This is a genomic window from uncultured Gilvimarinus sp. (genome assembly GCF_963975215.1).
GTDB lineage: Bacteria > Pseudomonadota > Gammaproteobacteria > Pseudomonadales > Cellvibrionaceae > Gilvimarinus.
On the sequence record NZ_CAXBFW010000006.1, the window covers coordinates 114251 to 137058 of the forward strand.

General features: G+C 54.9%; 21 protein-coding genes and 1 tRNA gene. 2 read left to right on the plus strand and 20 right to left on the minus strand.

Features of this window, described 5'->3' with window-relative positions; translation table 11 throughout:
• Positions 1-45 precede the first annotated feature (45 nt).
• The 15 genes from ispG to trmJ form a co-directional block, all read right to left on the minus strand.
• Entirely contained in the window at positions 46-1158 is a 1113-nt protein-coding gene (gene ispG / locus AAC019_RS06485; RefSeq protein WP_339897831.1) for a flavodoxin-dependent (E)-4-hydroxy-3-methylbut-2-enyl-diphosphate synthase, read from the minus strand.
• Between the two features lie 8 nt (positions 1159-1166).
• Positions 1167-2147, minus strand: a complete 981-nt coding sequence (locus AAC019_RS06490) for a RodZ domain-containing protein (protein WP_339897832.1) — start codon at positions 2145-2147, stop codon at positions 1167-1169.
• Between the two features lie 14 nt (positions 2148-2161).
• Positions 2162-3013: a type IV pilus biogenesis/stability protein PilW gene (pilW, locus tag AAC019_RS06495; RefSeq protein WP_339897833.1), complete on the minus strand. Its 852-nt coding sequence runs from the start codon at positions 3011-3013 to the stop codon at positions 2162-2164.
• A 50-nt stretch (positions 3014-3063) separates the two neighbouring features.
• The gene (gene rlmN / locus AAC019_RS06500; protein ID WP_339897834.1) at positions 3064-4224 is read right to left on the minus strand and encodes a 23S rRNA (adenine(2503)-C(2))-methyltransferase RlmN; all 1161 of its coding nucleotides are present in this window, start codon (positions 4222-4224) and stop codon (positions 3064-3066) included.
• A gap of 18 nt (positions 4225-4242) precedes the next feature.
• Entirely contained in the window at positions 4243-4668 is a 426-nt protein-coding gene (ndk, locus tag AAC019_RS06505; protein ID WP_339897835.1) for a nucleoside-diphosphate kinase, read from the minus strand.
• A gap of 165 nt (positions 4669-4833) precedes the next feature.
• Positions 4834-5256 carry a SufE family protein gene (locus AAC019_RS06510; RefSeq protein ID WP_339897836.1) on the minus strand — a complete coding sequence of 141 codons (423 nt, stop codon included), beginning with the start codon at positions 5254-5256 and terminating at the stop codon, positions 4834-4836.
• Between the two features lie 43 nt (positions 5257-5299).
• Positions 5300-5839 carry a putative Fe-S cluster assembly protein SufT gene (gene sufT, locus AAC019_RS06515; RefSeq protein ID WP_339897837.1) on the minus strand — a complete coding sequence of 180 codons (540 nt, stop codon included), beginning with the start codon at positions 5837-5839 and terminating at the stop codon, positions 5300-5302.
• A 23-nt stretch (positions 5840-5862) separates the two neighbouring features.
• Positions 5863-6225: an iron-sulfur cluster assembly accessory protein gene (locus AAC019_RS06520; RefSeq protein ID WP_339897838.1), complete on the minus strand. Its 363-nt coding sequence runs from the start codon at positions 6223-6225 to the stop codon at positions 5863-5865.
• Between the two features lie 24 nt (positions 6226-6249).
• Complete coding sequence (locus AAC019_RS06525; protein ID WP_339897839.1) at positions 6250-7485, minus strand: SufS family cysteine desulfurase; 1236 nt, start codon at positions 7483-7485, stop codon at positions 6250-6252.
• Positions 7466-8785 carry a Fe-S cluster assembly protein SufD gene (sufD, locus tag AAC019_RS06530; RefSeq protein ID WP_339897840.1) on the minus strand — a complete coding sequence of 440 codons (1320 nt, stop codon included), beginning with the start codon at positions 8783-8785 and terminating at the stop codon, positions 7466-7468. The genes AAC019_RS06525 and sufD overlap by 20 nt, the downstream gene beginning before the upstream one ends.
• Positions 8785-9534 carry a Fe-S cluster assembly ATPase SufC gene (gene sufC / locus AAC019_RS06535; RefSeq protein WP_339897841.1) on the minus strand — a complete coding sequence of 250 codons (750 nt, stop codon included), beginning with the start codon at positions 9532-9534 and terminating at the stop codon, positions 8785-8787. The genes sufD and sufC overlap by 1 nt, the downstream gene beginning before the upstream one ends.
• Positions 9535-9598: 64 nt before the next feature.
• Entirely contained in the window at positions 9599-11035 is a 1437-nt protein-coding gene (gene sufB, locus AAC019_RS06540) for a Fe-S cluster assembly protein SufB (RefSeq protein WP_339897842.1), read from the minus strand.
• A 110-nt stretch (positions 11036-11145) separates the two neighbouring features.
• Complete coding sequence (locus AAC019_RS06545) at positions 11146-12294, minus strand: aminotransferase class V-fold PLP-dependent enzyme (protein ID WP_339897843.1); 1149 nt, start codon at positions 12292-12294, stop codon at positions 11146-11148.
• Positions 12295-12321: 27 nt separating this feature from the next.
• Positions 12322-12807, minus strand: coding sequence for a Fe-S cluster assembly transcriptional regulator IscR (gene iscR / locus AAC019_RS06550; protein ID WP_339897844.1), 486 nt, complete (start codon positions 12805-12807; stop codon positions 12322-12324).
• Between the two features lie 141 nt (positions 12808-12948).
• On the minus strand, positions 12949-13737 hold the full coding sequence (trmJ, locus tag AAC019_RS06555) for a tRNA (cytosine(32)/uridine(32)-2'-O)-methyltransferase TrmJ (protein WP_339897845.1): 789 nt from the start codon (positions 13735-13737) through the stop codon (positions 12949-12951).
• 199 nt (positions 13738-13936) lie between these two features.
• Between trmJ and AAC019_RS06560 the strand changes: the two genes are divergently transcribed.
• A complete protein-coding gene (locus AAC019_RS06560; protein ID WP_339897846.1) occupies positions 13937-14740 on the plus strand; it encodes an inositol monophosphatase family protein in 804 nt (267 codons plus the stop codon).
• Positions 14741-14787: 47 nt separating this feature from the next.
• On the opposite strand, the gene AAC019_RS06565 is transcribed toward AAC019_RS06560, so the two are convergent.
• The 5 genes from AAC019_RS06565 to queA form a co-directional block, all read right to left on the minus strand.
• On the minus strand, positions 14788-16827 hold the full coding sequence (locus tag AAC019_RS06565; RefSeq protein WP_339897847.1) for a PAS domain-containing protein: 2040 nt from the start codon (positions 16825-16827) through the stop codon (positions 14788-14790).
• Positions 16828-16960: 133 nt separating this feature from the next.
• A complete protein-coding gene (gene secF, locus AAC019_RS06570) occupies positions 16961-18127 on the minus strand; it encodes a protein translocase subunit SecF (protein WP_339897848.1) in 1167 nt (388 codons plus the stop codon).
• An 11-nt stretch (positions 18128-18138) separates the two neighbouring features.
• The gene (gene secD, locus AAC019_RS06575) at positions 18139-19995 is read right to left on the minus strand and encodes a protein translocase subunit SecD (RefSeq protein WP_339897849.1); all 1857 of its coding nucleotides are present in this window, start codon (positions 19993-19995) and stop codon (positions 18139-18141) included.
• 192 nt (positions 19996-20187) lie between these two features.
• Positions 20188-21303: a tRNA guanosine(34) transglycosylase Tgt gene (tgt, locus tag AAC019_RS06580; RefSeq protein ID WP_339897889.1), complete on the minus strand. Its 1116-nt coding sequence runs from the start codon at positions 21301-21303 to the stop codon at positions 20188-20190.
• 70 nt (positions 21304-21373) lie between these two features.
• On the minus strand, positions 21374-22441 hold the full coding sequence (queA, locus tag AAC019_RS06585; RefSeq protein ID WP_339897850.1) for a tRNA preQ1(34) S-adenosylmethionine ribosyltransferase-isomerase QueA: 1068 nt from the start codon (positions 22439-22441) through the stop codon (positions 21374-21376).
• Between the two features lie 144 nt (positions 22442-22585).
• Here queA and AAC019_RS06590 point away from each other — a divergent pair.
• Positions 22586-22672: transfer RNA gene (locus tag AAC019_RS06590), tRNA-Leu, on the plus strand.
• Positions 22673-22808 lie beyond the last annotated feature (136 nt).

Consider the following 22808-nt stretch of genomic DNA (forward strand, 5'->3'; position numbering starts at 1 on the left):
TACGTCCGTCTAGGAGTGATTCCCGGTAGCGCCGCAGCGCCGCTGTTAACTTTTGGCGATAATGTTTTTTTCTGCCTTTAACTTTTCTTCGGCCTTGGCGCGAATTAAACGCTCGAGGCTATCCACTAAGTTTTCATTACTAAATTTAGTACTGGGCTGGCCATCAACGTAGACCAAATTACTGGGTGAGCCACCCGCCAAACCAAGGTCGGCCTCTTTGGCTTCCCCGGGGCCGTTCACCACACAGCCAATAACCGCCACGTCGAGCGGTACCGTGATGTCTTCGACCCGCATCTCTAACTCATTCATGGTTTTAATCACGTCAAAGTTCTGCCGCGAGCAGCTGGGGCAAGCGATAAAATTTACGCCTTTACTGCGCAATTTTAAGCTGCGCAGTAAATCCCAGCCGACTTTTACCTCTTCGACCGGGTCGGCGGCGAGCGAAATACGAATGGTGTCGCCGATGCCATCGAGCAACAGCGCCCCCAAACCAACGGCGGACTTAACCGTGCCCGAGCGCAAGCCGCCGGCTTCGGTAATGCCCAAATGCAACGGCTGATCAATTTTACTGGCCAGCTGTCGATACGCGCCCACAGCCATAAAAACATCCGAGGCTTTTACACTGACCTTAAAGTCTGGGAAGTTTAATTTATCGAGAATATCCACATGACGCATGGCTGACTCGACCAACGCCTCGGGCGTCGGTTCGCCGTATTTTTTCTGGATCTCTTTTTCCAGCGAGCCGGCATTAACGCCGATACGGATCGGGATGCCTAAGTCGCGCGCTTTATCAACCACCGCGCGAATACGTTTATCGCGGCCGATATTACCGGGATTGATGCGCAGACAGTCGACGCCTAAGTCGGCCACTTTTAACGCGATGCGATAATCAAAGTGGATATCGGCAACCAGCGGCACGCTCACTTGCTTGCGAATTTCACCAAAGGCGTCAGCGGCCTCCAGAGTGGGCACCGACACTCGCACAATATCGGCGCCAGCGCTATGAATGCGGTTGACCTGCTCCACCGTTGCCGCCACGTCATGGGTATCGGTGTTGGTCATACTTTGCACCGCAATCGGGGCGTCGCCACCCACCGGCACATTGCCCACCATAATTTGACGGGACTTACGACGCTTAATGGGGGATTCGCTATGCATAATCGCCTCTAGATCTCGCTATAAACGTCAAACCGAACCACTTTGTCGGCACCACCGGTATCGGGCACGGCGACTTCATCGCCGTTCAACGCAATCTCGACGCCTGCAGGATTGCCGAGCTTAACATTAAACGGGGCAACGCCGTGCAGCGTAATACTGCTGTCTTCGCGCTGTAAATCAGCGGCCAATGAGTCACCGTTTGAGTCCAGCACTTCCAGCCAGCACTCGTTATCAAAGCGCAGCACCAGTTCATCTAAAATCGTGCCGTCGGCCGAGCTGGTTGTGCCAATCGACATATCACTCACAACCGCCGCCGGCTCTTGCGCCTCGGTGGCCGGGGTAACGCCTTGATCAGTCTCGTCCTGAACCGAATCGCTGGGTAAAACGAGCGATTCCGCCGGAGCCTCTGGCGCGTTAGCTTCAGAAGTAGCGGCCGCAAGCTCAATAGCCGGCGTGTAATCAGCGCTAGCGTTATCCGCATTGGTACTATCACCCTCTGCCGCAACAGCCAGGTTGGCCGAATTTGTCGCAGAGGTGGGCTCAGTAGAAGGGGGAGTCTCACGCTGGGCAACAGCCTCGCCCGGCGCTGAATTAACGTACCAGTACACGCCCCCCAGCAGTGCCAACAACACCAGAATCAAAACCAAACGCGCCGGCCACACAGAGCGGCCCGCCGACATTTTTACATTGAGGGATTCGTTGGGCGCCACAGGCTCTTCGGTGATTGCGAAATTAGCTTCGTATTCACGCACCAAGGCTTCACCATCCAGCCCCAAGTATTTACCGTAGCTGCGTAAATAGCCACGGGTGAACACAGCCGAGAATAACTTTTCGTATTGATCACTCTCCAGGGCAACAATCTTATCCAACTGGATATTTAACGCGCTTGCAACTTGCTCACGGGATTTATTTTGACGCTCGCGCTCAAGCGCCAGCTTGCCGCCGGGGCCGGGGGTTGCTTGTGATTGGGGGTCTAACTCATCAGACATAAATAACTCGTCAGCTATTGCTCTTGTATTAATTGCTTGTATTCAAGGTACTCGCTGGAATACGGGTATTTGTTTTTCAACACCATGGCGTAACTGGCTTCGCGATCTTTATTGCCAAAAATCCGCTCGAGCTTAATACCCAGCAATAAGGTTTGCGGCGCCGGCCGGGCAATTTGACTGTAAGCATCAAGGTAGCGTTTAGCCGACGCGTAATCACCCTCGGCAAAATGCAGCTCTGCCAGCTCGTACTTAACCACTGGCAAGCCCGCATTAATACGGTTGGCGCGCTCAAATGCCGCCATTGCTTTTTCAGGCTCTTGCAACTCTAACGCTGTGCGCCCGAGGTTAACCATCACCTCGGCACGATTGTCGTAGTCCAGCGCTTCCGAGGCAATTTCAAACTGTTCGTAGGCCTCTTTATATCGCTCACGGGAATACAAAAACGCACCATAGTTATTGCGGGCGCGGGTGTAGTGGCTGTCAATTCGCAACGTTTTTTTAAAGTACTCTTCCGCCAGTTTTGGCTCGCCCTCAAGCTGATACAGCATGGCCATAGCAAAAGTAGCGTCAACTGAGTTGCTGTCAATTTCAAAAGCTCGGCGCAAATGGTGGCGCGCTGACTCACGGTTTTTGCTTTCGATATACTTAAGCGCCAGCTCTACATGACTACTGAGTGCTTTTTCTTCATCAACCGAGTATTTCGAATCCGGCACGGTACTAACACAGCCGGCCAGCGCCAGCGCGCACACCAGAGTACCCAATAGCGCCAGCAAGCGCTGCAGCGACATCCGGGCGCCGAACCGCTTGTGTAGGGTTGGCACACTTGTGTTTGCAACCCGCGTACTCTGTACTTGTGTTCTCAGCATAAGCGCCCCTTTTTGTTATTTACGATTATTCACCGGATTTCTTGTGCCTGTTACTGGCTAATAATTGTTACCGGCTCGTCTTTGACAAAATTTGCCCGATACCGCTCTGAGCGCTTGGTTAGATCATTAACCGTACCCGCCAACTGGCCGCAGGCAGCCTCGATATCGTCACCGCGAGTGGTACGCACGGTGGTGATAAAGCCCTCTTGCATTAAGATGTCCTGAAACCGTCGCAAAGCGTTGTTGCTAACGCGCTTATAGTTGGACAAATTAAACGGGTTAAACGGAATCAAATTAATTTTTACCGGCACATCGCGCAGCAGCTCGGCCAGCTCGCGGGCGTGCTCGGGGCGATCATTAACATGATCGATCAAGGTGTATTCAATGGTAATTTTGCGATGGGTGTCAGGCAGGCCATCGATGTAGCGCTTCGCCGAATCCAGCAACATGGCAATAGGGTACTTGCGGTTAATAGGCACCAGCTCATTGCGCAGCGCATCGTTAGGCGCGTGCAGCGAGATCGCAAGACATGCATCGGTAAATTCACCCAGGCGATCCAACTGTGGCACCACACCCGAGGTGCTCAAGGTAACCCGGCGCTTCGAGATGCCGTAGGCATTGTCGTGCATCATCAGGTTCATCGAGTCGACCACGTTATCGAAGTTCATCAGAGGCTCGCCCATGCCCATCATCACCACGTTGGTGACTTTGCGCGGGCCGCCGGCAGTCAACTGGCCAAAAGATTTAGCTGCAATCCAGACCTGACCGATAATTTCAGCCGCGGTAAGATCGCGATTAAAACCCTGCTTACCCGTCGCGCAAAAACTGCAGTCGAGCGAGCAACCCACTTGCGATGAGACACACAAAGTACCGCGCTCGCCCTCGGGGATAAACACCGTCTCGACCACACTGCCGCCGGTTACCCGAATCAAAAACTTGCGGGTGCCGTCGACCGAGTCGAGCTGTTGCAGCACTTCGGGCGCCACAATCTCACAGTGTTGTTTAAGCTTTTCACGTAGCGCTTTGCTGATGTTGGTCATCTCATCAAAGTCGTCAACACCGAGTTGGTGAACCCACTTAAGCACCTGCGCGGCGCGAAAGCGTTTTTCGCCCATCGACTCAAAAAAGGCCACCAGTTTGGCCTCGGGCAACCCTAACAGGTTGACCTTGGCGGTGGTTGGGGTGTTGATCTCTACGTCTGCTACTGCCATAACCTTACCTGCGCTTAATCAGCGCGAATGAATTTCCTCGGCGGAAAAAAAGTACGCCACTTCGCGCTTAGCAGACTCTGGTGAATCAGAGCCATGCACCGCGTTGGCGCTAACCGCCGTGGCAAAATCGGCACGAATTGTACCGGGTGCGGCGTCATCCGGGTTGGTGGCTCCCATCAGCTCGCGGTTCAGGGCTATGGCATTCTCGCCTTCCAACACCTGTACACAGACCGGGCCAGACACCATAAATTCCACCAACGAGGGGAAGAATGGGCGCTCCTGGTGCTCGGCGTAAAAACCCTCGGCTTGCTTTTGTGTCAGCTGAATCATTTTCAGCGCGGCAATGCGCAGGCCGGCCTCTTCAAAGCGCTGAATGATCGCACCAATATGGTTATCAGCCACCGCATCGGGCTTAATAATGGACAATGTCCGCTCTACCGCCATGTGTTACTCCGTTATATTCGCTTTACGGGGCAAACCCGCCCCTCTAATACCCAAAACCCGCGGATTATACGCGGGTTTTGGGTCATTTTATATCAATAACTAACCCCTTTTCAGGGCTTGAGTCGCCATTTTACCGGCTGACTGTTTACCTGCCCCACCCTAGCCTCAGTGCGCCGCAGCCGCGATTTGCTGAATGCGCTGCACCATCGACTTGAGGCCGTTGCCCCGGGTCGCGCTCAGATGGTTAAGCAAATTAAGCTCGGCAAAATAGCCATCGATATCAAACGCCTGAATTTCAGCGGGTGTTTTACCGTTATAGGCGGCCAACACCACGGCCAACAGCCCTTTTACGATAAACGCATCGCTATCGGCGGCAAAAAACAGCTGATTGCCGCGCTGCTCGCTCACCAACCACACCTGGCTTTGACAGCCACGCACCAAAAACGCCTCTGTTTTGTACACATCGTCCAGCTCGGGCAACTCTTTGCCCAGGTCAATGATGTATTTGTAGCGCTCCTCCCAGCCATCAAAGAAGCCCAGAGTGTCGATAATATCGGCGCTGGTTATTTCTGTACCAAATTCACTCATTGTTATACCTAACTCACACACCGCCACGGCAGTGACGCCAAAATCAAAAAAACATGCCTGTCTCGAGCTGCGCTTCTTCGCTCATCATGTCGCGGCTCCAGGGCGGGTCGAACACCAGCTCAACCTCAACCTCCTGCACATTGGGCACCTTGCCCACGCGATACTCTACATCGCCCACCAACACCGGCCCCATACCACAGGCGGGCGCCGTCAAGGTCATGGTGATGCCCACGTGAGCACGAGTCTGATCGATATCCAGCGCGTAAATCAGCCCTAAATTAACCAAATCTACCGGGATTTCCGGGTCGAACACCGACTTTAGCGCCTCCCACACCTGGGTATCACTAATCTGGCCATCGCCGGCGTCGACAAAATTCAGCGCTTCGGGCTCTTTACCCAGCGCCGCCGCATCGGTGCCATCAACCCGCACCATTTGCCCGTGATAGCTGAGGGTATAGTTACCACCCAGTGCCTGAGTGATTGTTACAAAAGTGTCTTTTGGAATGGTCACCGGGGTACCGTCGGGCACTCGCCGGGCAGGACAATCCGCCTGCATCACCACCATTTCACGCTCTGTTGCCATATTAAACGCTCGGATCTACGGGCTTAGCCCACGTTAAAGCTTTCGCCACAGCCGCAGTAATCTTTGGCGTTGGGGTTTAAAAATGACAACTGACGGTTTACGCCCTCGGTCACATAATCAATTTTGGTGCCGCGTACTACTTGCTCGCTGGCTTCGGCAATGTAAAGGGTAACGCCCTCTGGCAAGCTGATCTCACGATCGCCCGCGCTTGATTCAGCCACCAGATCCAGCACATACATAAAACCGGTGCAGCCGCTCTCTTTGACGGATAAACGTACCGCCTGGGCATTAGCATCCGCGGCCAATTGCTGACTAAAATGTTTAGCGGCGGCCGGGGTGACCTCGACCAACGCTGCCTGCTCGGGATTAAACTGTTCAACACTCATGCAAACCTCCTGGGTTAGCGTGGCCTACGCCAGAAACATTTTGGCTTTGGCTAGCGCGGCCATTAGCCTGGCAACATCGTCTTCGTTGTTGTACAAGCTAAAACTGGCCCGGACAGTGCCGGGAATTCCAAATTGATCCATAATCGGTTGCGCGCAATGATTGCCCGTGCGCACCGCTACCCCCTGCTGATCGAGAATCATGCCCACATCCTGCGGGTGAGCAAAATCACAGGTAAAGCTCATCACCGCTGTCTTTTGGCGGGCTGTGCCCACCAGCGTAAAACCACCTAACCCCAGCAATTGTTGCTCGGCGCTTTGCAACAGCTGCTGCTCGTACCGGTCAGCCGCCGCGCGGTCAAACGATTGCAAAAAGCTCACGGCGGCGGCCAAGCCGATAGCACCGGCAATATTGGGCGTTCCCGCCTCAAACTTGTAGGGCAGCTGATTGTAAATAGTACCGGCAAAGCTGACCGACTCGATCATCTCGCCACCGCCTTGATAAGGCGGCATTGCCTCGAGTAATTCGCGCTTACCATACAGGGCGCCAATCCCCGTAGGGCCAAACATTTTATGGCCCGAGAACACCAAAAAGTCGCAGTCGAGTGCCTGTACATCAAGTGGCCAGTGCGCAATCGATTGGGCCGCATCAATCAACACTTTAGCGCCCACACTGTGGGCCAGGGTAATGATCTCGGCAACCGGGTTAATACTGCCCAGGGCATTTGATACGTGCCCAACGGCCACCATTTTTACGCGCTCGTCTAACTGCTCGCGCAAAGCGGTCAAATCAATGGTGCCTTCGGCCGTTACCGCAATAGGCTCAACGATCGCCCCGGTAGCCTCGGCCACCATTTGCCAGGGCACAATATTGGAGTGGTGCTCCATCGCCGAGACAAGAATCCGGTCGCCGGCGCTGAGGTTTACCCTGCCCCAGCTAGCCGCCACCACATTAATGCCCTCAGTGGTACCGCGCGTCCACAGCAGCAGCTCTTTAGCGGGCGCGTTAATAAACTGCGCCACCTGCGCCCGTGCGCCTTCAAACTTCTCGGTCGCCCGGTCGCTCAGCGCGTGGGCACCGCGATGCACATTACTGTTGTCGTAGCGGTAATAATTGGCGATCGCGTCAATCACAGAGTTTGGCTTTTGCGTGGTCGCCGCATTATCAAGGTACACCAGCGGGTGGCCATTCACCTCTTGCTGTAAAATCGGAAACTGTTGCCTGATGGCCGCGACATCGAAATCACTCAAAGCTATCACCATCCAATAACAGCAAGTCGGTATCGCGACCAAACTGCCGCGCCAACTCCGGCACTAAGTAATCCAGCACGGCCGGATTCGCCACCTGCTGAATAAGCTCGTTGACAAAACCAAAGCTCAGCATAACCCGCGCCTGCGTTTTACTCACGCCACGGGTTTGCAAATAGTAAAGTGCCGCATCGTTAATCTGGCTAACGGTTGCCCCGTGAGCACAGCGCACATCGTCGGCATAAATTTCCAGCTCGGGCTTGGTGTCCACCTCGGCTTTGTTAGAGGTTAACAAGTTTTTGTTACTCAACTCGGCCAGAGTTTTTTGTGCATCTTTATGAATGTGAATACGCCCGTTAAACACCGCTTTAGCGCGATCACCAATAATGCCGCGAAACACCTCATTGGTGGTGCAATGGGGTACACAGTGCTGCACGTTGGTATGGTAATCCACCAGCTGCTTATTGCGCGGCAAATACACCCCATTAAGCTCCACATGAGCGCCCGGGCCACGATGCAACAGGCCATAGTCGATGCGCATCAACTCGGCGCCTTTGGCGATGGCAAAGCCATCGAAATTAGCGTCGCGCTGCAGCTCGGCAAACACCCCGCCCACATGATGAATCGCCTCACCCTCAAGATTAAGGCGGTAGTGTTTAAAGCGAGCGTTATCACCTATAACCACTTCGGTTTGCGCATTAACAAACCCGGCGGACGCGTCGCTTGCGGTTAGGTAATGTTCGATCACCTCGGCCTCGGCGCCGGTTTCGAGCACGACTAAAAGCCGGGTATTGGCCAAACACTCAGAGCCATCGGCCACTTGATTCACAATGTACAAAGGCTTATTGAGTGCGGTATTTGCCGGCACGTGCAACAACACGCCCTCAGCCAGCAGGGCCTCACTCATGGCGGCAAACAGATGCTGCTCACTATCGGCTAAACGTCCCAGGTGCGATTCGATGATCGCGGCTTGTTCGGCATTCGCTTCACCAAACAGCGTTACCTCTGGAGGCAGCTGGCTGCTCGCAGCGCGATCGAGCACACCGTCGTTAAAAACAATACGGTAGGCGTCCAATTCAAGCTGCGCAGCTGCATCCAATGCCGGCGCCGATTGCGCGAGACTAAAACTTTTTTTACCCAGTGACGCCAGTGGCGTGTACTTCCAGTTTTCGGTGCGGCGGGTGGGCCAACCGGTGCGGGCAAAGCGCCGAGCGCCCTGCTCGCGCAACTCGGTCAACCAAACCGGCGCCGCTTGCGCGCCCTTATCGAGCAGCGCTTGGGCGTGGGACAAGGTCTGCTGCTGAAAATCATTCATTAAGCCACCCCACCTTCGAGCCAGCCGTAACCTTTGGCCTCAAGCTCTTTAGCCAGAGATTTATCGCCGGATTTAACAATTTTACCGTCGGCCAGTACGTGAACGTAATCTGGCACGATGTAATCCAGCAAACGCTGGTAGTGCGTTACCACAATAAAGCTGCGATCTTCATTACGCATGGCGTTAACGCCATCGGCCACCGTTTGCAGTGCATCGATATCAAGGCCGGAGTCGGTTTCGTCGAGAATACAAAGGCTCGGCTCGAGCAGCATCATCTGCAGAATTTCGTTGCGTTTTTTCTCGCCGCCAGAAAACCCTTCGTTGACACCGCGCTTTAAAAACGCCTGATCTAGCTTCACTTTTTGACTGGTAGCACGGGCCAGCTTCATAAACTCTACCGACGACAGCTCAGGTAGCCCTTTGTGTTTACGCACCGCGTCCACCGACACTTTAAGAAATTCCATATTGCTCACGCCGGGAATTTCTACCGGGTACTGAAACGCCAAAAAAAGCCCTTCGCGCGCGCGCTCTTCAACCTCGAGATCCAACAGGTTTTTGCCGTTAAACTCTACGGTACCCGCGCCAACCTCATAGCCATCGCGCCCGGACAGCACATTACCCAGGGTACTTTTACCAGCACCATTGGGCCCCATAATGGCGTGCACCTCACCAGGCTTAACCTCAAGGCTTAAGCCCTTGAGGATTTCTTTGTCTTCGACACTAGCGTGGAGGTTGTCTATGCGTAACATATATTCTGTACTCTCAAACGTTAAATTTTTGACCGTCGTAACTCTTGCGCACAAGGCAGCAAGGTTATCCGACAGAGCCTTCCAGGCTAACTTCAAGCAGCTTGCCGGCTTCTACCGCAAACTCCATGGGCAACTCTTTAAACACATCGCGACAAAAGCCGTTTACGATCATAGACACGGCTTTTTCCGGGTCTAGGCCACGCTGAGCGCATAAAAACATCTGATCGTCACTCACTTTAGAGGTGGTCGCCTCGTGCTCGATCACAGCGCTGGGGTTTTTACTTTCAATGTAAGGGAACGTGTGTGCGCCACATTGATCGCCAATCAGCAGTGAATCGCACTGGGTAAAATTACGCGCGCCATCGGCGCCCGGATTCATCCGCACCAAGCCGCGATAACTGCTATCACTGCGCCCGGCCGAGATACCTTTAGCGATAATAGTCGAGCGGGTGTTTTTACCAATATGAATCATCTTGGTGCCGGTATCGGCTTGCTGCATATTGTTGGTCAGTGCCACCGAGTAAAACTCGCCCACACTGTTATCACCGCGCAGCACGCAGCTTGGGTATTTCCAGGTCACGGCCGAGCCGGTTTCTACCTGGGTCCAGCTAATTTTGGCACTCTCGTGGCACACGCCGCGCTTAGTCACAAAGTTATAAATACCGCCTTTACCTTCAGCGTCACCCGGGTACCAGTTTTGCACCGTTGAATATTTAATTTCGGCGTGATCACAGGCCACTAATTCAACCACCGCGGCGTGCAATTGGTTTTCGTCGCGCATGGGCGCGGTACAGCCTTCGAGGTAACTAACGTGAGAGCCCTCTTCCGCGACAATAAGGGTTCTCTCAAACTGCCCGGTGTTTTGCTCGTTAATCCGAAAGTAAGTAGACAACTCCATGGGACAGCGAACACCTTTGGGAATAAACACAAAAGAGCCGTCAGAGAACACCGCCGAGTTTAGCGCGGCAAAATAGTTGTCTTTTTGCGGCACGACCGAGCCCAAATACTTTTTCACCAGCTCTGGGTATTTCTCGATCGCTTCGCTGATGCTGCAAAAAATCACACCCGCCTCAGACAGCTTTTCGCGGAATGTGGTCACCACACTGACCGAGTCAAACACCACATCCATCGCCACCCCGGCGAGCATCTCTTGCTCGTGCAAGGGAATGCCTAGTTTTTCGTAGGTGGCCAAAAGCTCCGGGTCAACTTCGTCGAGGCTCTTGGGGCGGTCGTCCATACTTTTTGGCGCGCTGTAGTAAGAGATCGACTGATAATCCATCGGCGGATACTTAACATGCGCCCAGTCGGGCTCTTCCATTTCTTGCCAGGCGCGAAACGCCTGCAAGCGCCACTCCAGCATCCACTCGGGCTCGCCTTTTTTGGCCGAGATAAAACGCACCACGTCTTCATTAAGACCTGGCGGTAAGGTTTCCGATTCGATCGCGGTATGAAAACCCGCGGCATATTCTTTCCTGATTAGGTGTTCTACCTGTTCAGACATTTCTCACCTCTTTCTCCGCCGTGGCGGAGTGCTCGGGCAGCAACCCGAATGACTAATCACATGCCGCGCTATGCGACATTCGATGCGGCCTGCGGCCATCTTGTTCTTACTTAACTGGCTTTGGCGGTGAGCTTACCCACCACCGTATTGATATGACTGATAGCGCGCTCGACATCCGCCGCGCTGGTGTAGCGCCCCAGAGAAATTCGCAGTGATGCCAGCGCCTGAGCCGGATTTAAACCAATAGCGCTAAGCACATAACTGGGTGCCACCGTAGCCGATGTGCAGGCCGAGCCGGTTGATACCGCCAGCTCGCGCAGGGACAACAGCAGCATCTCGCCATCGACCTCACCAAAGGTGATATTGAGATGACTGCATGAGCGCTCTGTTGGGTGCCCGTTAAGGCGCACGCCCGGTAAGCCCGATATCCCCTGCCAGAGCCGATCGCGCAGCTGCGCCAGCTGCTGTGGGAGGCTGGCCAATTCGTCGGCTGCCAGCGTTGCCGCCACACCAAAACCGACACACTGATGGGTGGCGAGGGTACCCGAGCGCATTCCGCGCTCGTGACCGCCACCGTGAATTTGCGCGGCTACATTAACCGCACCGCTGCGACGCACGTAAAGTGCTCCGACCCCTTTGGGGCCATAAACTTTGTGGGCCGACAGCGACATCAAATCGACATCCAGCGCGGCCACATCAACCGGCATTTTACCCAGCGCCTGCGCGGCATCCACATGCAATAGGCAGCCGTGCTCGCGGCATACCCGGGCGATATCGGCAATCGGGTTAACTGTGCCCAGCTCGTTGTTGATCAGCATGACACTCACTAAACGAGTGTTGTCACGTAGAGCCGCGCGCACGGCCTCCGGGGTAATTTGCCCGGTACTGTCGGGGGCAATCAGGCTTAACTCGTTGCCCTGCCCGGCCAACCACTCAGCGGGATCGAGCACCGATTTATGCTCGATGGCACTGACCGCCAAATGGCCAGTGCCGGCCGCCTCAAATACGCCCTTTAAAGCCAAATTGTTGGATTCTGTGGCACCGCTGGTCCAGACAATCTCACGGGCATCGGCACCGATTAACGCCGCCACCTGACCACGGGCCGCCTCGACAGCCTCTTCGGCTTGCCAGCCGTAACGGTGCGAGCGCGATGCCGGATTGGCAAAATTCCCCTCCAGCGTGAGGCACTCGGCCATCGCGGCAGCCACCTCTGGCGCAACGGGCGTGGTCGCGGCGTAATCAAGATAAATGGGATTCATACCTCTCACCTCAGTCCCAAGCGGCGGCTAATGGCGGTCACTGCACACGATCTGACCGGCGCGCTGCTCGGCGCCGTGACGCTGATCCTGACGCTCGCAAACCGACTGAATATCCCGCCGGGCCACTAAGTCTGCCAGGGTGATACCGCCTAAAAACTGATGAATTTGGCCGCTTAGGTCCTGCCACAGGTGATGGGTAATGCAGATTTCCCCGCCCTGACAGTCGCCCTTGCCCTGACAGCGCGTGGCATCCAGCGATTCGCTGACCGCGTCTACCACCTGCACTACCGATACCTCGCGGGCACTGGCGGCCAAGCTGTAACCACCGCCCGGACCACGCACGCTGGTGACCAGCGCTTCGCGGCGCAGCTTGGCAAACAGCTGCTCGAGATAAGACAGCGAGATGCCCTGACGCTCGGAAATATCGGCAAGACTCACCGGCCCACACTCACTGTGGAGTGCAAGATCCAGCATAGCTGTTACCGCATAGCGGCCTTTGGTGGTCAGTCTCATGTGTTTACAGTTGTTGGCTAAGTGGTCGAGATCGTGTGGGCAACACACCTGAAAAGTGCGCCCCCTTAAAACCCGACCATTTTACTCAACTATTCACCATATTCCAAGTCAAGGCGACCGGCGACGGCACTATAGCGACGATTAGGCGCCGCTATCGTCATCAGATTTGGCGGCCAACTCGCGCTTAGAGCGCTCAATATAGTTTTGCGTACTGGTCAGCACGCCGCGCATTATGCTCAGCTCCATTTCATCCATGCGGATACGGCTGTATAAACGGCGCAAGCGCGTCATAGTCTGGCGTGGGTTATCTGGCTCTAAAAAGCCCAGCTCTTCCAATGTTTGCTGTAAGTGATCGTAGTAGCGCTCTAGCGCCTCAACTTTAGCCGGCGCCACATCCCAATCATCAAAGGTCGGGGCTTTGCCCTCTTGCCACGTAAGGTGCGCCATACGCAACTCATAGGCAATAACCTGTACCGCACACGCCAAGTTTAACGAGCTGTACTCATTGTTGGCGGGAATATGCACATGGTAGTGACACTTGTGCAGCTCTTCGTTGGTCAAGCCGCGGTCTTCGCGGCCAAACAGCACCGCCACCTCGTGTTCACCGGCCTCGGCGATGGCCTTGGTTCCGCACTCGCGGGGGTTAACCAACGGCCAGGGAATGCGGCGCTCGCGTGCACTGGTGCCCACTACCAAGCCACAGCCGGCAATAGCCTCGTCCAACGTCTCGACGACCGCCGCGTTATCGAGGATATCCAGCGCGCCAGCGGCACGCCAAACGGCCTTTTCTGCCGGAAAGTCTTTTGGCGCAACCAGATAAAGCCGCGACAGGCCCATATTTTTCATCGCCCGCGCGGCGCCACCAATATTGCCGGGATGGGAGGTATTCACCAGCACAATACGCAGGTTATCTAATCGATTTTCACTCATGAGCACACCCTTGGAATAAGATTGCCCACGAACGGGGCTAAAAGCGCGGCATTCTAACAAAATCGATGGCAAAGGAGTACATTTGCCACGGAATGTGCTGGTTTAGGTGTAAGTCGGTTGCTATAATCGCCGCCTCTGGCCACTGCCCTCGCGGTGACGCCCACGTTCTTTACTAACCCTGACTTGTTGATGGTGCCCCATGGAACCCATGCTGAATATTGCCCTGCGCGCGGCGCGCAAGGCCGGCGAACTAATTGAGCGCGCAGCCGAGCGCGTTGACCTGGTCTCGATTGAAGAGAAAGGCCGCAATGACTTCGTCACCGAGGTGGATAAAGCCGCGGAAAAAGAGATCATTTACCACCTGAAAAAAGCGTACCCGGATCACAGCATCATCGGCGAAGAAGGCGGCTCACAGCCAGGTGCCAATACCGATGTCGAGTGGATTATTGACCCACTGGATGGCACCACCAATTTTATTCACGGTATTCCTCAGTACTCTGTCTCGATTGCCTGCCGCATTAAAGGCCAGCTAGAGCACGCCGTAGTGTACGACCCCATTAAGCGCGAAGAATTTACCGCTAGCCGCGGTCGCGGTGCAACCCTCAACGGTCGGCGCATTCGCGTTAGCAGCCGGCGCGGTCTGCCGGGCGCCCTAATCGGCACCGGCATCCCGTTTAGCGGCTACGCCCTGGAAAACATCTCGCCCTATTTGGCCGCCCTGCAAGAAATTGCCGGACAAACCTCCGGCATTCGCCGCCCGGGCTCGGCGGCGTTGGATTTAGCCTATGTAGCAGCCGGACGTTTTGACGCCTTTTGGGAGATGAACCTAAACAGCTGGGATATGGCCGCAGGGATTTTGCTGGTCAAAGAAGCTGGCGGCCTGGTCAGTGACTTTCATGGCGGGCACGGTTACATGGACAGCGGTAACGTCGTGTGCGGCGGCCCGAAGGTGTTTAAACCCATTTTGCAGATCGTTAAAAAGCATATGGAGCACATTCGCTAAGCTCCTTCTCAGGCAGGCGAGAGGCTTCTCGCCTGCCCACTCAGACGCTAAAAATCACTCACCAGCTCGGCTTTTGCGTCCGCCGCCAACCGATTTAACACCCGCACCAACTGGTTGATCTGCAGCGGCTTGGTCAAGTACTCGTAAAACCCCGCATCCCGCCCTTTTTGCACATCAATCGACATCACGTTAGCCGACAACCCAATCACCGGAATCGACGCCGTGATCGGATCTTTTTGCAACACGTTTAACACCTCGTAGCCATCCAGCCCCGGCAGGTTAATATCCAGAACAATAATGTCAGGCACACTACTACGAGCCCGAAAAATGCCTAAATAAGGCTCCTCGGTAACCTCAAGCGTGCAATGGCGGTAGCGACTAAAAAACTGCTGCATCAAACGGATATTGGTCGGGTTGTCTTCAATGTAAAGCACCCGACACTCGGTGTCGTACAAAAGCTCTTCGGCCGGCTCGTGGGCAACTTCCGGCGTCCCCTGAGGCCGCTCATCGACCGCTTCGCCACAGCGCTTCAAATCAACCCAAAAGCAGGTGCCCTCATCGTGCTCGCTGGTAAAGTCGATATGGCCGTTCATCATTTCCACCAATTGTTTGGTAATGACCAGGCCAACCCCCGAGCCCTCGACCTTACTCATCTCGGCATGGAGCCGATTAAAGGGCTGAAAAACCTCATCGTGACGGTGGGGGGCGATGCCCGTGCCGGTATCTCGCACACTGATGCGCAAGACATTATTGTGCAGCGCCGACAGAGTGACCTCGACTTCGCCCCCTACACGATTGTACTTAATGGCGTTGCTTAGCAAATTTAACAGGGCCTGTTTTAGGCGCACCGGGTCGGCCGTGACACAGGCGTGATCCAGATTGTGGTAATTGGCATGCAGGTAAATTCCGCGAGCATCGGCCTGAGGCTTAACCAAAGTAAAACAATCACTTAGCAAACGCGCCACCAGCACCGGCTGCAACTGTGTTTGCATCTTTCCCGACTCAATTTTTGCCAAATCCAGCACATCGTTAATCAGACGCAACAAGTGCTCTCCGGCCGAGCGAATTTCCCGCAAATTATCTTTTTGCACGGCCTGCAAATTATCGTCGTACTCAAACAGCTGGGCATAACCCAAAATAGCGTTTAAAGGGGTGCGCAGCTCATGGCTCATGCTGGACAAAAACTCACTCTTGGCGCGGTTGGCTTTTTCGGCCGTCTCTTTGGCCTGCATCACTCGCTCTTCGGCGCGCTTGATGTCGGTAATATCCATGTTGGTACCGGACATTCGCGTGGGCTGGCCGGTATCGTCAAACGTCGCCCGGCCGCGGGCGCGAATCCAGCGGGTATCACCTTGTTTGGTGTAAACCCGGTACTCGATGTCAAACGCCCCCTGCCCCGACATATGTTTGCGCAAAGTGCGATCAAACTTGGGCAGGTCGTCTTTATGAATGTGATTGCGCCACTCGCGTAAACGATCCTGGCCATTGGTGACAATATCGTCGTTCTCGTTATAGCCCAGGTGCTCCCAGCAGCGGCTCGAGAAGTGAAAGCCATTGCGCTCGGCATACCACTCCCAAATGCCATCCTTAGAGGCCTGTATAATACGCACCTGGCGCGCCTCACTCTCACGCAGAGCCGCCTCAACATTTTTTAGCTCGGTAACGTCAAAGTTAATGCCCGAGAGATAACGCGCCCGCCCCTGCTCATCGCGAATCGAGTCGGCCCGCACCTGAGTCCACAGATAATCTCCCCCCTTGGTGCGAATTCGATAACACGCGTGCAACGGTTCAGACGAGCGCAAATGATGGCGCACCGCCTCAAACATAATATCCCGATCATCGGGGTGGATATAATTGGGCAGTTGGTTGGCATCGTAAAACTCTTCACGATCCAGATCGGTATAGCCTAACTGCTCCCAAAAAGCCCCCGACCAGTCGATAAAGCTCGTCTCAAGGTCCCACTCCCAAAACCCATAACCGCTACCACAAAAGATACGCCGATAACGGTGGACGATTTCACGCAGCTGCTCGGGCGACAAATCATCCAGGCGCTGAGTAATACTAATACTGGGCCTTTTAATGCTCATAGCAATCTCATATTAGGTGTTCGTGGGGCCAAGGACCTGGTGTATAAGCATACCCCTGTTTTAAGACGAAAAAAAAGCCCGCCGGAATCCGACGAGCTTTTTACTGGCAACACCTTAACCGGAGCTTTGTCGGTTATGGCATTTCGTCAATTTCAGAGCCTTCTTTTACCGGTGGCATCAAGTCTTCTTTAACGATGTGCATCCACATCAAAGTGTTACAAGAAACGTAAATCGACGAGTAGGTACCCACAACCACACCCACGATCAATGCCAGCGCAAACCCGCTAATCAACTCACCGCCAAACACAAACAGCATGACCAGCACGAGCAGCGTGGTTAAAGAGGTAATAAAGGTACGCTCTAACGTCTCGGTTAGCGAGGTGTTAATCACCTCCGTCGGCCCACCTTTACGCATCCTGCGGAAGTTTTCCCGAATCCGGTCAAACACCACAATAGTATCGTTAAGCGAGTAACCAATAACGGCCAATACCGCGGCCAATACCGTTAAATCAAAATCCACCTGAAACAGAGCAAAAAAGCCCAGCACGATAATCACATCGTGGACCAGGGCAAGCACCGCACCCACCGAAAACTTAAACTGAAAGCGCGCCGCCACGTAGAGCATCACCACCGCCAACGCCACCAGCATGCCCAAGCCGCCCTCATCGCGCAGCTCGGCGCCGATTTGCGGCCCCACATATTCGCTGCGACGCAACTCGACCTCACTACCGGTTTTGGACTCCAATACATCCAGCAGCTCACTGGTGTAAGCGGTATCCAGCGAGTTCTCGGTTAATACCACCACCTGGCCGGCCTCGGTACGCGCATCGGAGGCGCCAAAGTATATTTCCGGCAGCAAATCATTGGTCACGTCCGACTCATTTAAGCCGCTAAAAGTAAACGCTTGCGAGTAGTTGCCGCGATCGCGAGGCGCACGATCAACCGACACGACTTGCGCCGCGGGATACAGCTCGGCCAGGCGACGGTTAAGGGCTTGCTCACCACCGTCTGACATCGCACCCTGGGTGCGAATCAACACCTCGGTATCCGAGCCAAACAATACCGCAACCGGGTTAACCAGCCCTTCATCGTTTAAAATTCCGCGAATCTGCGGGATATCAGCCGGCTCGGAGAACTGAACCTCGACTTGCGCCCCACCGGTAAAGTCCAAACCAAACTTTAGTCCGTTTACCGCCAACGCTGCGATCGCCACCACCAGCAAGATCACGGACAGAGCCGTGGCCGGGATGCGAGCGCCCATAAAATTAATCACTTTTTTGCCTGTTTGTTCGCTAGACATCGCTGACCCCATTAGATCCAAAGCTTCTTGAGATTTTTACGACGGCCGTAAACCAGATTGACCAGCGCGCGTGTACCCATGATGGCTGTAAACATGGACGTTAAAATACCGATAGACAGGGTAACGGCAAAACCTTTTACCGGCCCCGAGCCGATGGCGTAGAGGATCACCGCCACGATCAAGGTGGTAATATTGGCATCTAAAATTGTGGTAAAGGCGCGATCGTAACCGGCCGAGATCGCCGTATGCGGGCTGGCGCCGGCTTTTAGCTCCTCCCGTATTCGGGCAAAGATCAGCACATTGGCATCCACCGCCATACCCACGGTTAACACGATACCGGCAATACCCGGCAAGGTAAGAGTCGCTCCCAAAATTGACATAACAGCGACCAACACCAGTACGTTAACCGCCAATGCGATATTGGCAAAAATACCAAACACGCGGTAGTAAACGATCATAAACAGCAGCACCAGCGCCATACCCCACTGTACCGACTTGACGCCCAGCTCGATGTTCTCGGCACCCAGCGACGGCCCGATGGTGCGCTCTTCGACAAAGTACATGGGCGCGGCCAACGCGCCCGAGCGCAGCATCAGTGCCAGCTCCGAGGCTTCACCCGGAGCGTTCAGGCCGGTAATACGGAACTGCACACCCAGCGCACTTTGAATGGTGGCCAGGCTGATAACTTTGTTCTCGGTGTATTGCTCTGGCACTTCAACTTGCTCGCCCGCCGCGTTGGTCTCTGTGTTCATGCGGGTTTTGTATTCGATAAACAGCACCGCCATACGACGCCCAACATTGGAGCGAGTGGCGTGGTTCATTTTATTGCCGCCCAGGCTATCGAGGGTAATATTAACCTGCGGCATATTAGTGTCAGGGTCGAGCGTGGTGGTGGCATTGGCCACATGATCGCCGGTTAAAATCACCTTGCGCTCGAGCCACGCGGGATACCCCTGATAATCAAACTGTTCTTTAGCGGCCACCAGCGCATCGGGGGCGGCCTCCAGGCGAAACTCTAAATTGGCGGTTTTACCAATCACCCGCTTCGCCTCGGCGGTGTCTTGCACCCCGGGCAGCTGAACGATAATACGGTTGCGCCCCTGGCTCTGTACGATAGGCTCGGACACGCCCAATTCATTCACCCGCTTACGCAAGGTGGTTAAGTTTTGGTTAAGCGCGTACTGCTCGATCTCGCGCACGGCCGCTTCACTTAGGTTTGCGTGAAACACCAGCTCGTCAGAGTCGCCGGGAACATCGCTGTCAAACAGCATTTGCGGGAAGTCACTGCGCAGCTCGCTAATGGCCTGATCGCGCAACTCGGTCTCGCGAAACTTGGCGACAATGGTGGTGCCTTCGATATCAACCGAGCTGTAACGCACCCGCGCATCACGCAGTTTATCTTTCATCTCATCGGCACTGGTTTCCTGCCGCTTTTCGATGGCTGAGTCGGTGTCGACCTCTAGCAAAAAGTGCACCCCACCGCGTAAATCCAGGCCCAGCTTCATGGGTGCCCCGCCCATGGATACTAGCCAATCGGGGGTCGTGGGGGCCTGATTAAGAGCCACCACATAATCGTTACCCAGGGCATCGGCAATCACACTTTTACCCTGCAACTGGGCCTCGCCATCGTTAAAACGTAGCTGGGCGGATGAACCGTCTTGCTCGGCATCAAAGTAGGCTATACCGGCCTGCTTGAGAGCTTTTTCCGCCTCACCGAGAACATCGCCATCGACACGCATGCCACTGGAGGAGCCCGAGATTTGCACTGCATCGTCCGGTGGGTAGAGGTTCGGCGCGGCGTAGATAAAACCTAAAATGGCCACTGCGAGAATCAGCAGGTACTTCCAGAGGGGGTAGCGGTTTAACATACGATCATCCGAAACAGGGCGCTGATTCGCCCCAAAGGCGGGTATCAGGCGTGTTATACATTTATGTCCCGTGCCTATATGGGACCGAATCCAGACATCTCAAGTGTCCACACCTATTTAAGGCGGCAAAAGGCTAATATGGGGGCGGATTATACCGAAACTGAGGGTAACAACAATGCACACCGCCGGCGCCTAAGGCGCAGGCGGTACTTCCATGCCCTGGCGGCCGTAAAAATCTACTAAAAACGCATCCAGAGTGCCCGCGTCCAGCGCCTCACGCATCCGGCTCATAACATTTTGGTAGTAGCGCAGGTTGTGAATGGTATTGAGCTGAGCGCCCAGTATCTCACCGCACTTATCCAAATGGTGCAGATAGCTGCGGCTAAAGTTTTTGCAGGTGTAGCAATCGCAGCGCTCATCCAAAGGCGATGTGTCGTGACGGTGGCGGGCATTGCGGATTTTAATAACGCCCTCGTCGACAAACAAATGGCCATTGCGCGCGTTGCGGGTGGGCATCACACAATCAAACATATCAATGCCGCGGCGCACGCCCTCGACGATATCGGCCGGCTTGCCAACGCCCATCAAATAACGCGGCTTATCTTTCGGCATCTCTGGCACCAACGCCTCGAGCACCCGCAACATATCCTCTTTTGGCTCACCCACCGATAAGCCACCAATGGCGTAACCGTCAAAGCCAATAGACTCGAGCCCGGCCATCGACTCGCGGCGTAAATCCTCGTACATGCCGCCCTGAACAATACCAAACAGCGCCGAGGGGTTGTCGCCATGAGCCGCTTTTGAGCGAGCCGCCCAGCGCAGTGACAACTCCATCGAGCTACGGGCCTCGGCCGGCGTGGCCGGATACGGGGTGCACTCGTCAAAAATCATCACCACGTCAGAGCCCAAATCTCGCTGCACCTGCATGGAGATTTCCGGGTCCATAAAGACTTTGCTACCATCGATTGGCGAGCGGAAGGAGACGCCCTCTTCGGTAATTTTGCGCAACTTGCCCAGGCTAAACACCTGAAACCCGCCAGAGTCGGTCAGAATAGGCCCATCCCAGCGCATAAAATCGTGCAAATCGCCGTGCGCTTTAACCACCTCAGTACCGGGGCGCAGCATTAAATGAAAGGTGTTGCCCAAGATAATCTCAGCGCCAATCTCTTTGATCTCGCGCGGCGCCATGCCCTTGACCGTACCGTAAGTGCCCACTGGCATAAACGCGGGAGTTTGCACTTTGCCGCGCGGAAAGCTCAGCTCACCGCGCCGGGCCGAACCCGACTCTGACTTAAGCGCAAAACTCATAAAGCACTCACGCGTACTGTTAGAAGAACTGGAGGTAGTATCGCTGGACATAAATAGCTCGGCTTGGGCTCTAGGCATTGGCGCCGGGCACATCATCGCCGGCACGAGGGTTTTGAGTGATGAACATGGCATCACCATAACTAAAGAAGCGGTACTTTTCGGCAACCGCAGCGCTATAGGCGGCCATCGTATGCTGATAACCGGCAAACGCCGACACCAACATCAGCAAGGTCGACTCGGGCAGGTGAAAATTAGTCACTAAAGCGTCGATTACCTTAAATTGGTAACCGGGGTATATAAAGATGTCGGTATCACCCTGCATCGGCGCGATAAGCTCGCCGGCAGGCGCGTTCTGGGCAGCGCTCTCCAGGCTGCGCACGCTGGTAGTACCCACAGCAATGACGCGCGAGCCCCGTGCTTTAGCTGCCCGCACCGCCTCGCAGACAGACTCATCCACCGCAATCACTTCGCTGTGCATCTGGTGCTCAGTGATGTTATCGACCCGCACCGGCTGAAACGTACCCGCCCCTACGTGCAAGGTCACAAAAGCCAGCTCCACCCCCCGCTCGCGCAACTGCGCCATTAAGGCATCGTCAAAGTGCAGCCCCGCCGTTGGCGCTGCTACCGCACCGGATTTTTCACTGTACACCGTTTGGTAGCGCTCGCGATCCACCGCGTCATCTTCGCGGTCTATATAAGGCGGCAACGGCATATGGCCGTGGGTGTCTAACACCTGCAACACCGGCGCGGGAAACGTAATTTCAAACAACGGGCCCTGGCGCCCCGTTACCGCTAGTCGCGTACCATCGTCGAGTAGCAACTCAGAACCGGGCTTGGGCGATTTACTGGCGCGGGTGTGAGCCAACACGTGATATTCATCCAGCACCCGCTCAATGAGAACCTCCACCTGCCCGCCGGTGGTTTTTTGCGCAAACATCCGCGCCGGTATCACTCGGGTGTTGTTAAACACCATTAAGTCACCGGGCTGTAGCTTGTCCAACAAATCGGGAAACTGGCGGTGCTCAAGCGAGCCACTGGGGCCATCTAAACACAGTAAGCGACTGCCGCGACGCTCAGTGGCCGGCGTACGTGCAATCAACTCATCGGGTAAGACGTAATCAAAGTCCTGGCGCTGCATAAACTGGAGAATCAGAGTGTTAGAAGGCCGGCAAGGTTAGCCCAAAATGAGATAACTTGCCAGTAGCGCCCAAAGCCTGCTTCGATAAATATTCACCACAGTGGTTGACGAGATCAAACTCGCTGCTATAATCACGCCCACTTTGCCAGAGTGGTGAAATTGGTAGACACAGGGGATTCAAAATCCCCCGCCCTTAAAAGCGTGCCGGTTCGAGTCCGGCCTCTGGTACCATCTTGCAAGACCACACCGACTGAAACCGTCGGTGCGACAAAAGCGCAGCTCACCACTGTGCTTTTTTTATGTCCGCAACCTTCCGATTAACACCACCCAACCCTCTCGCCAAAACCCAACGCAACATCTACCTAGC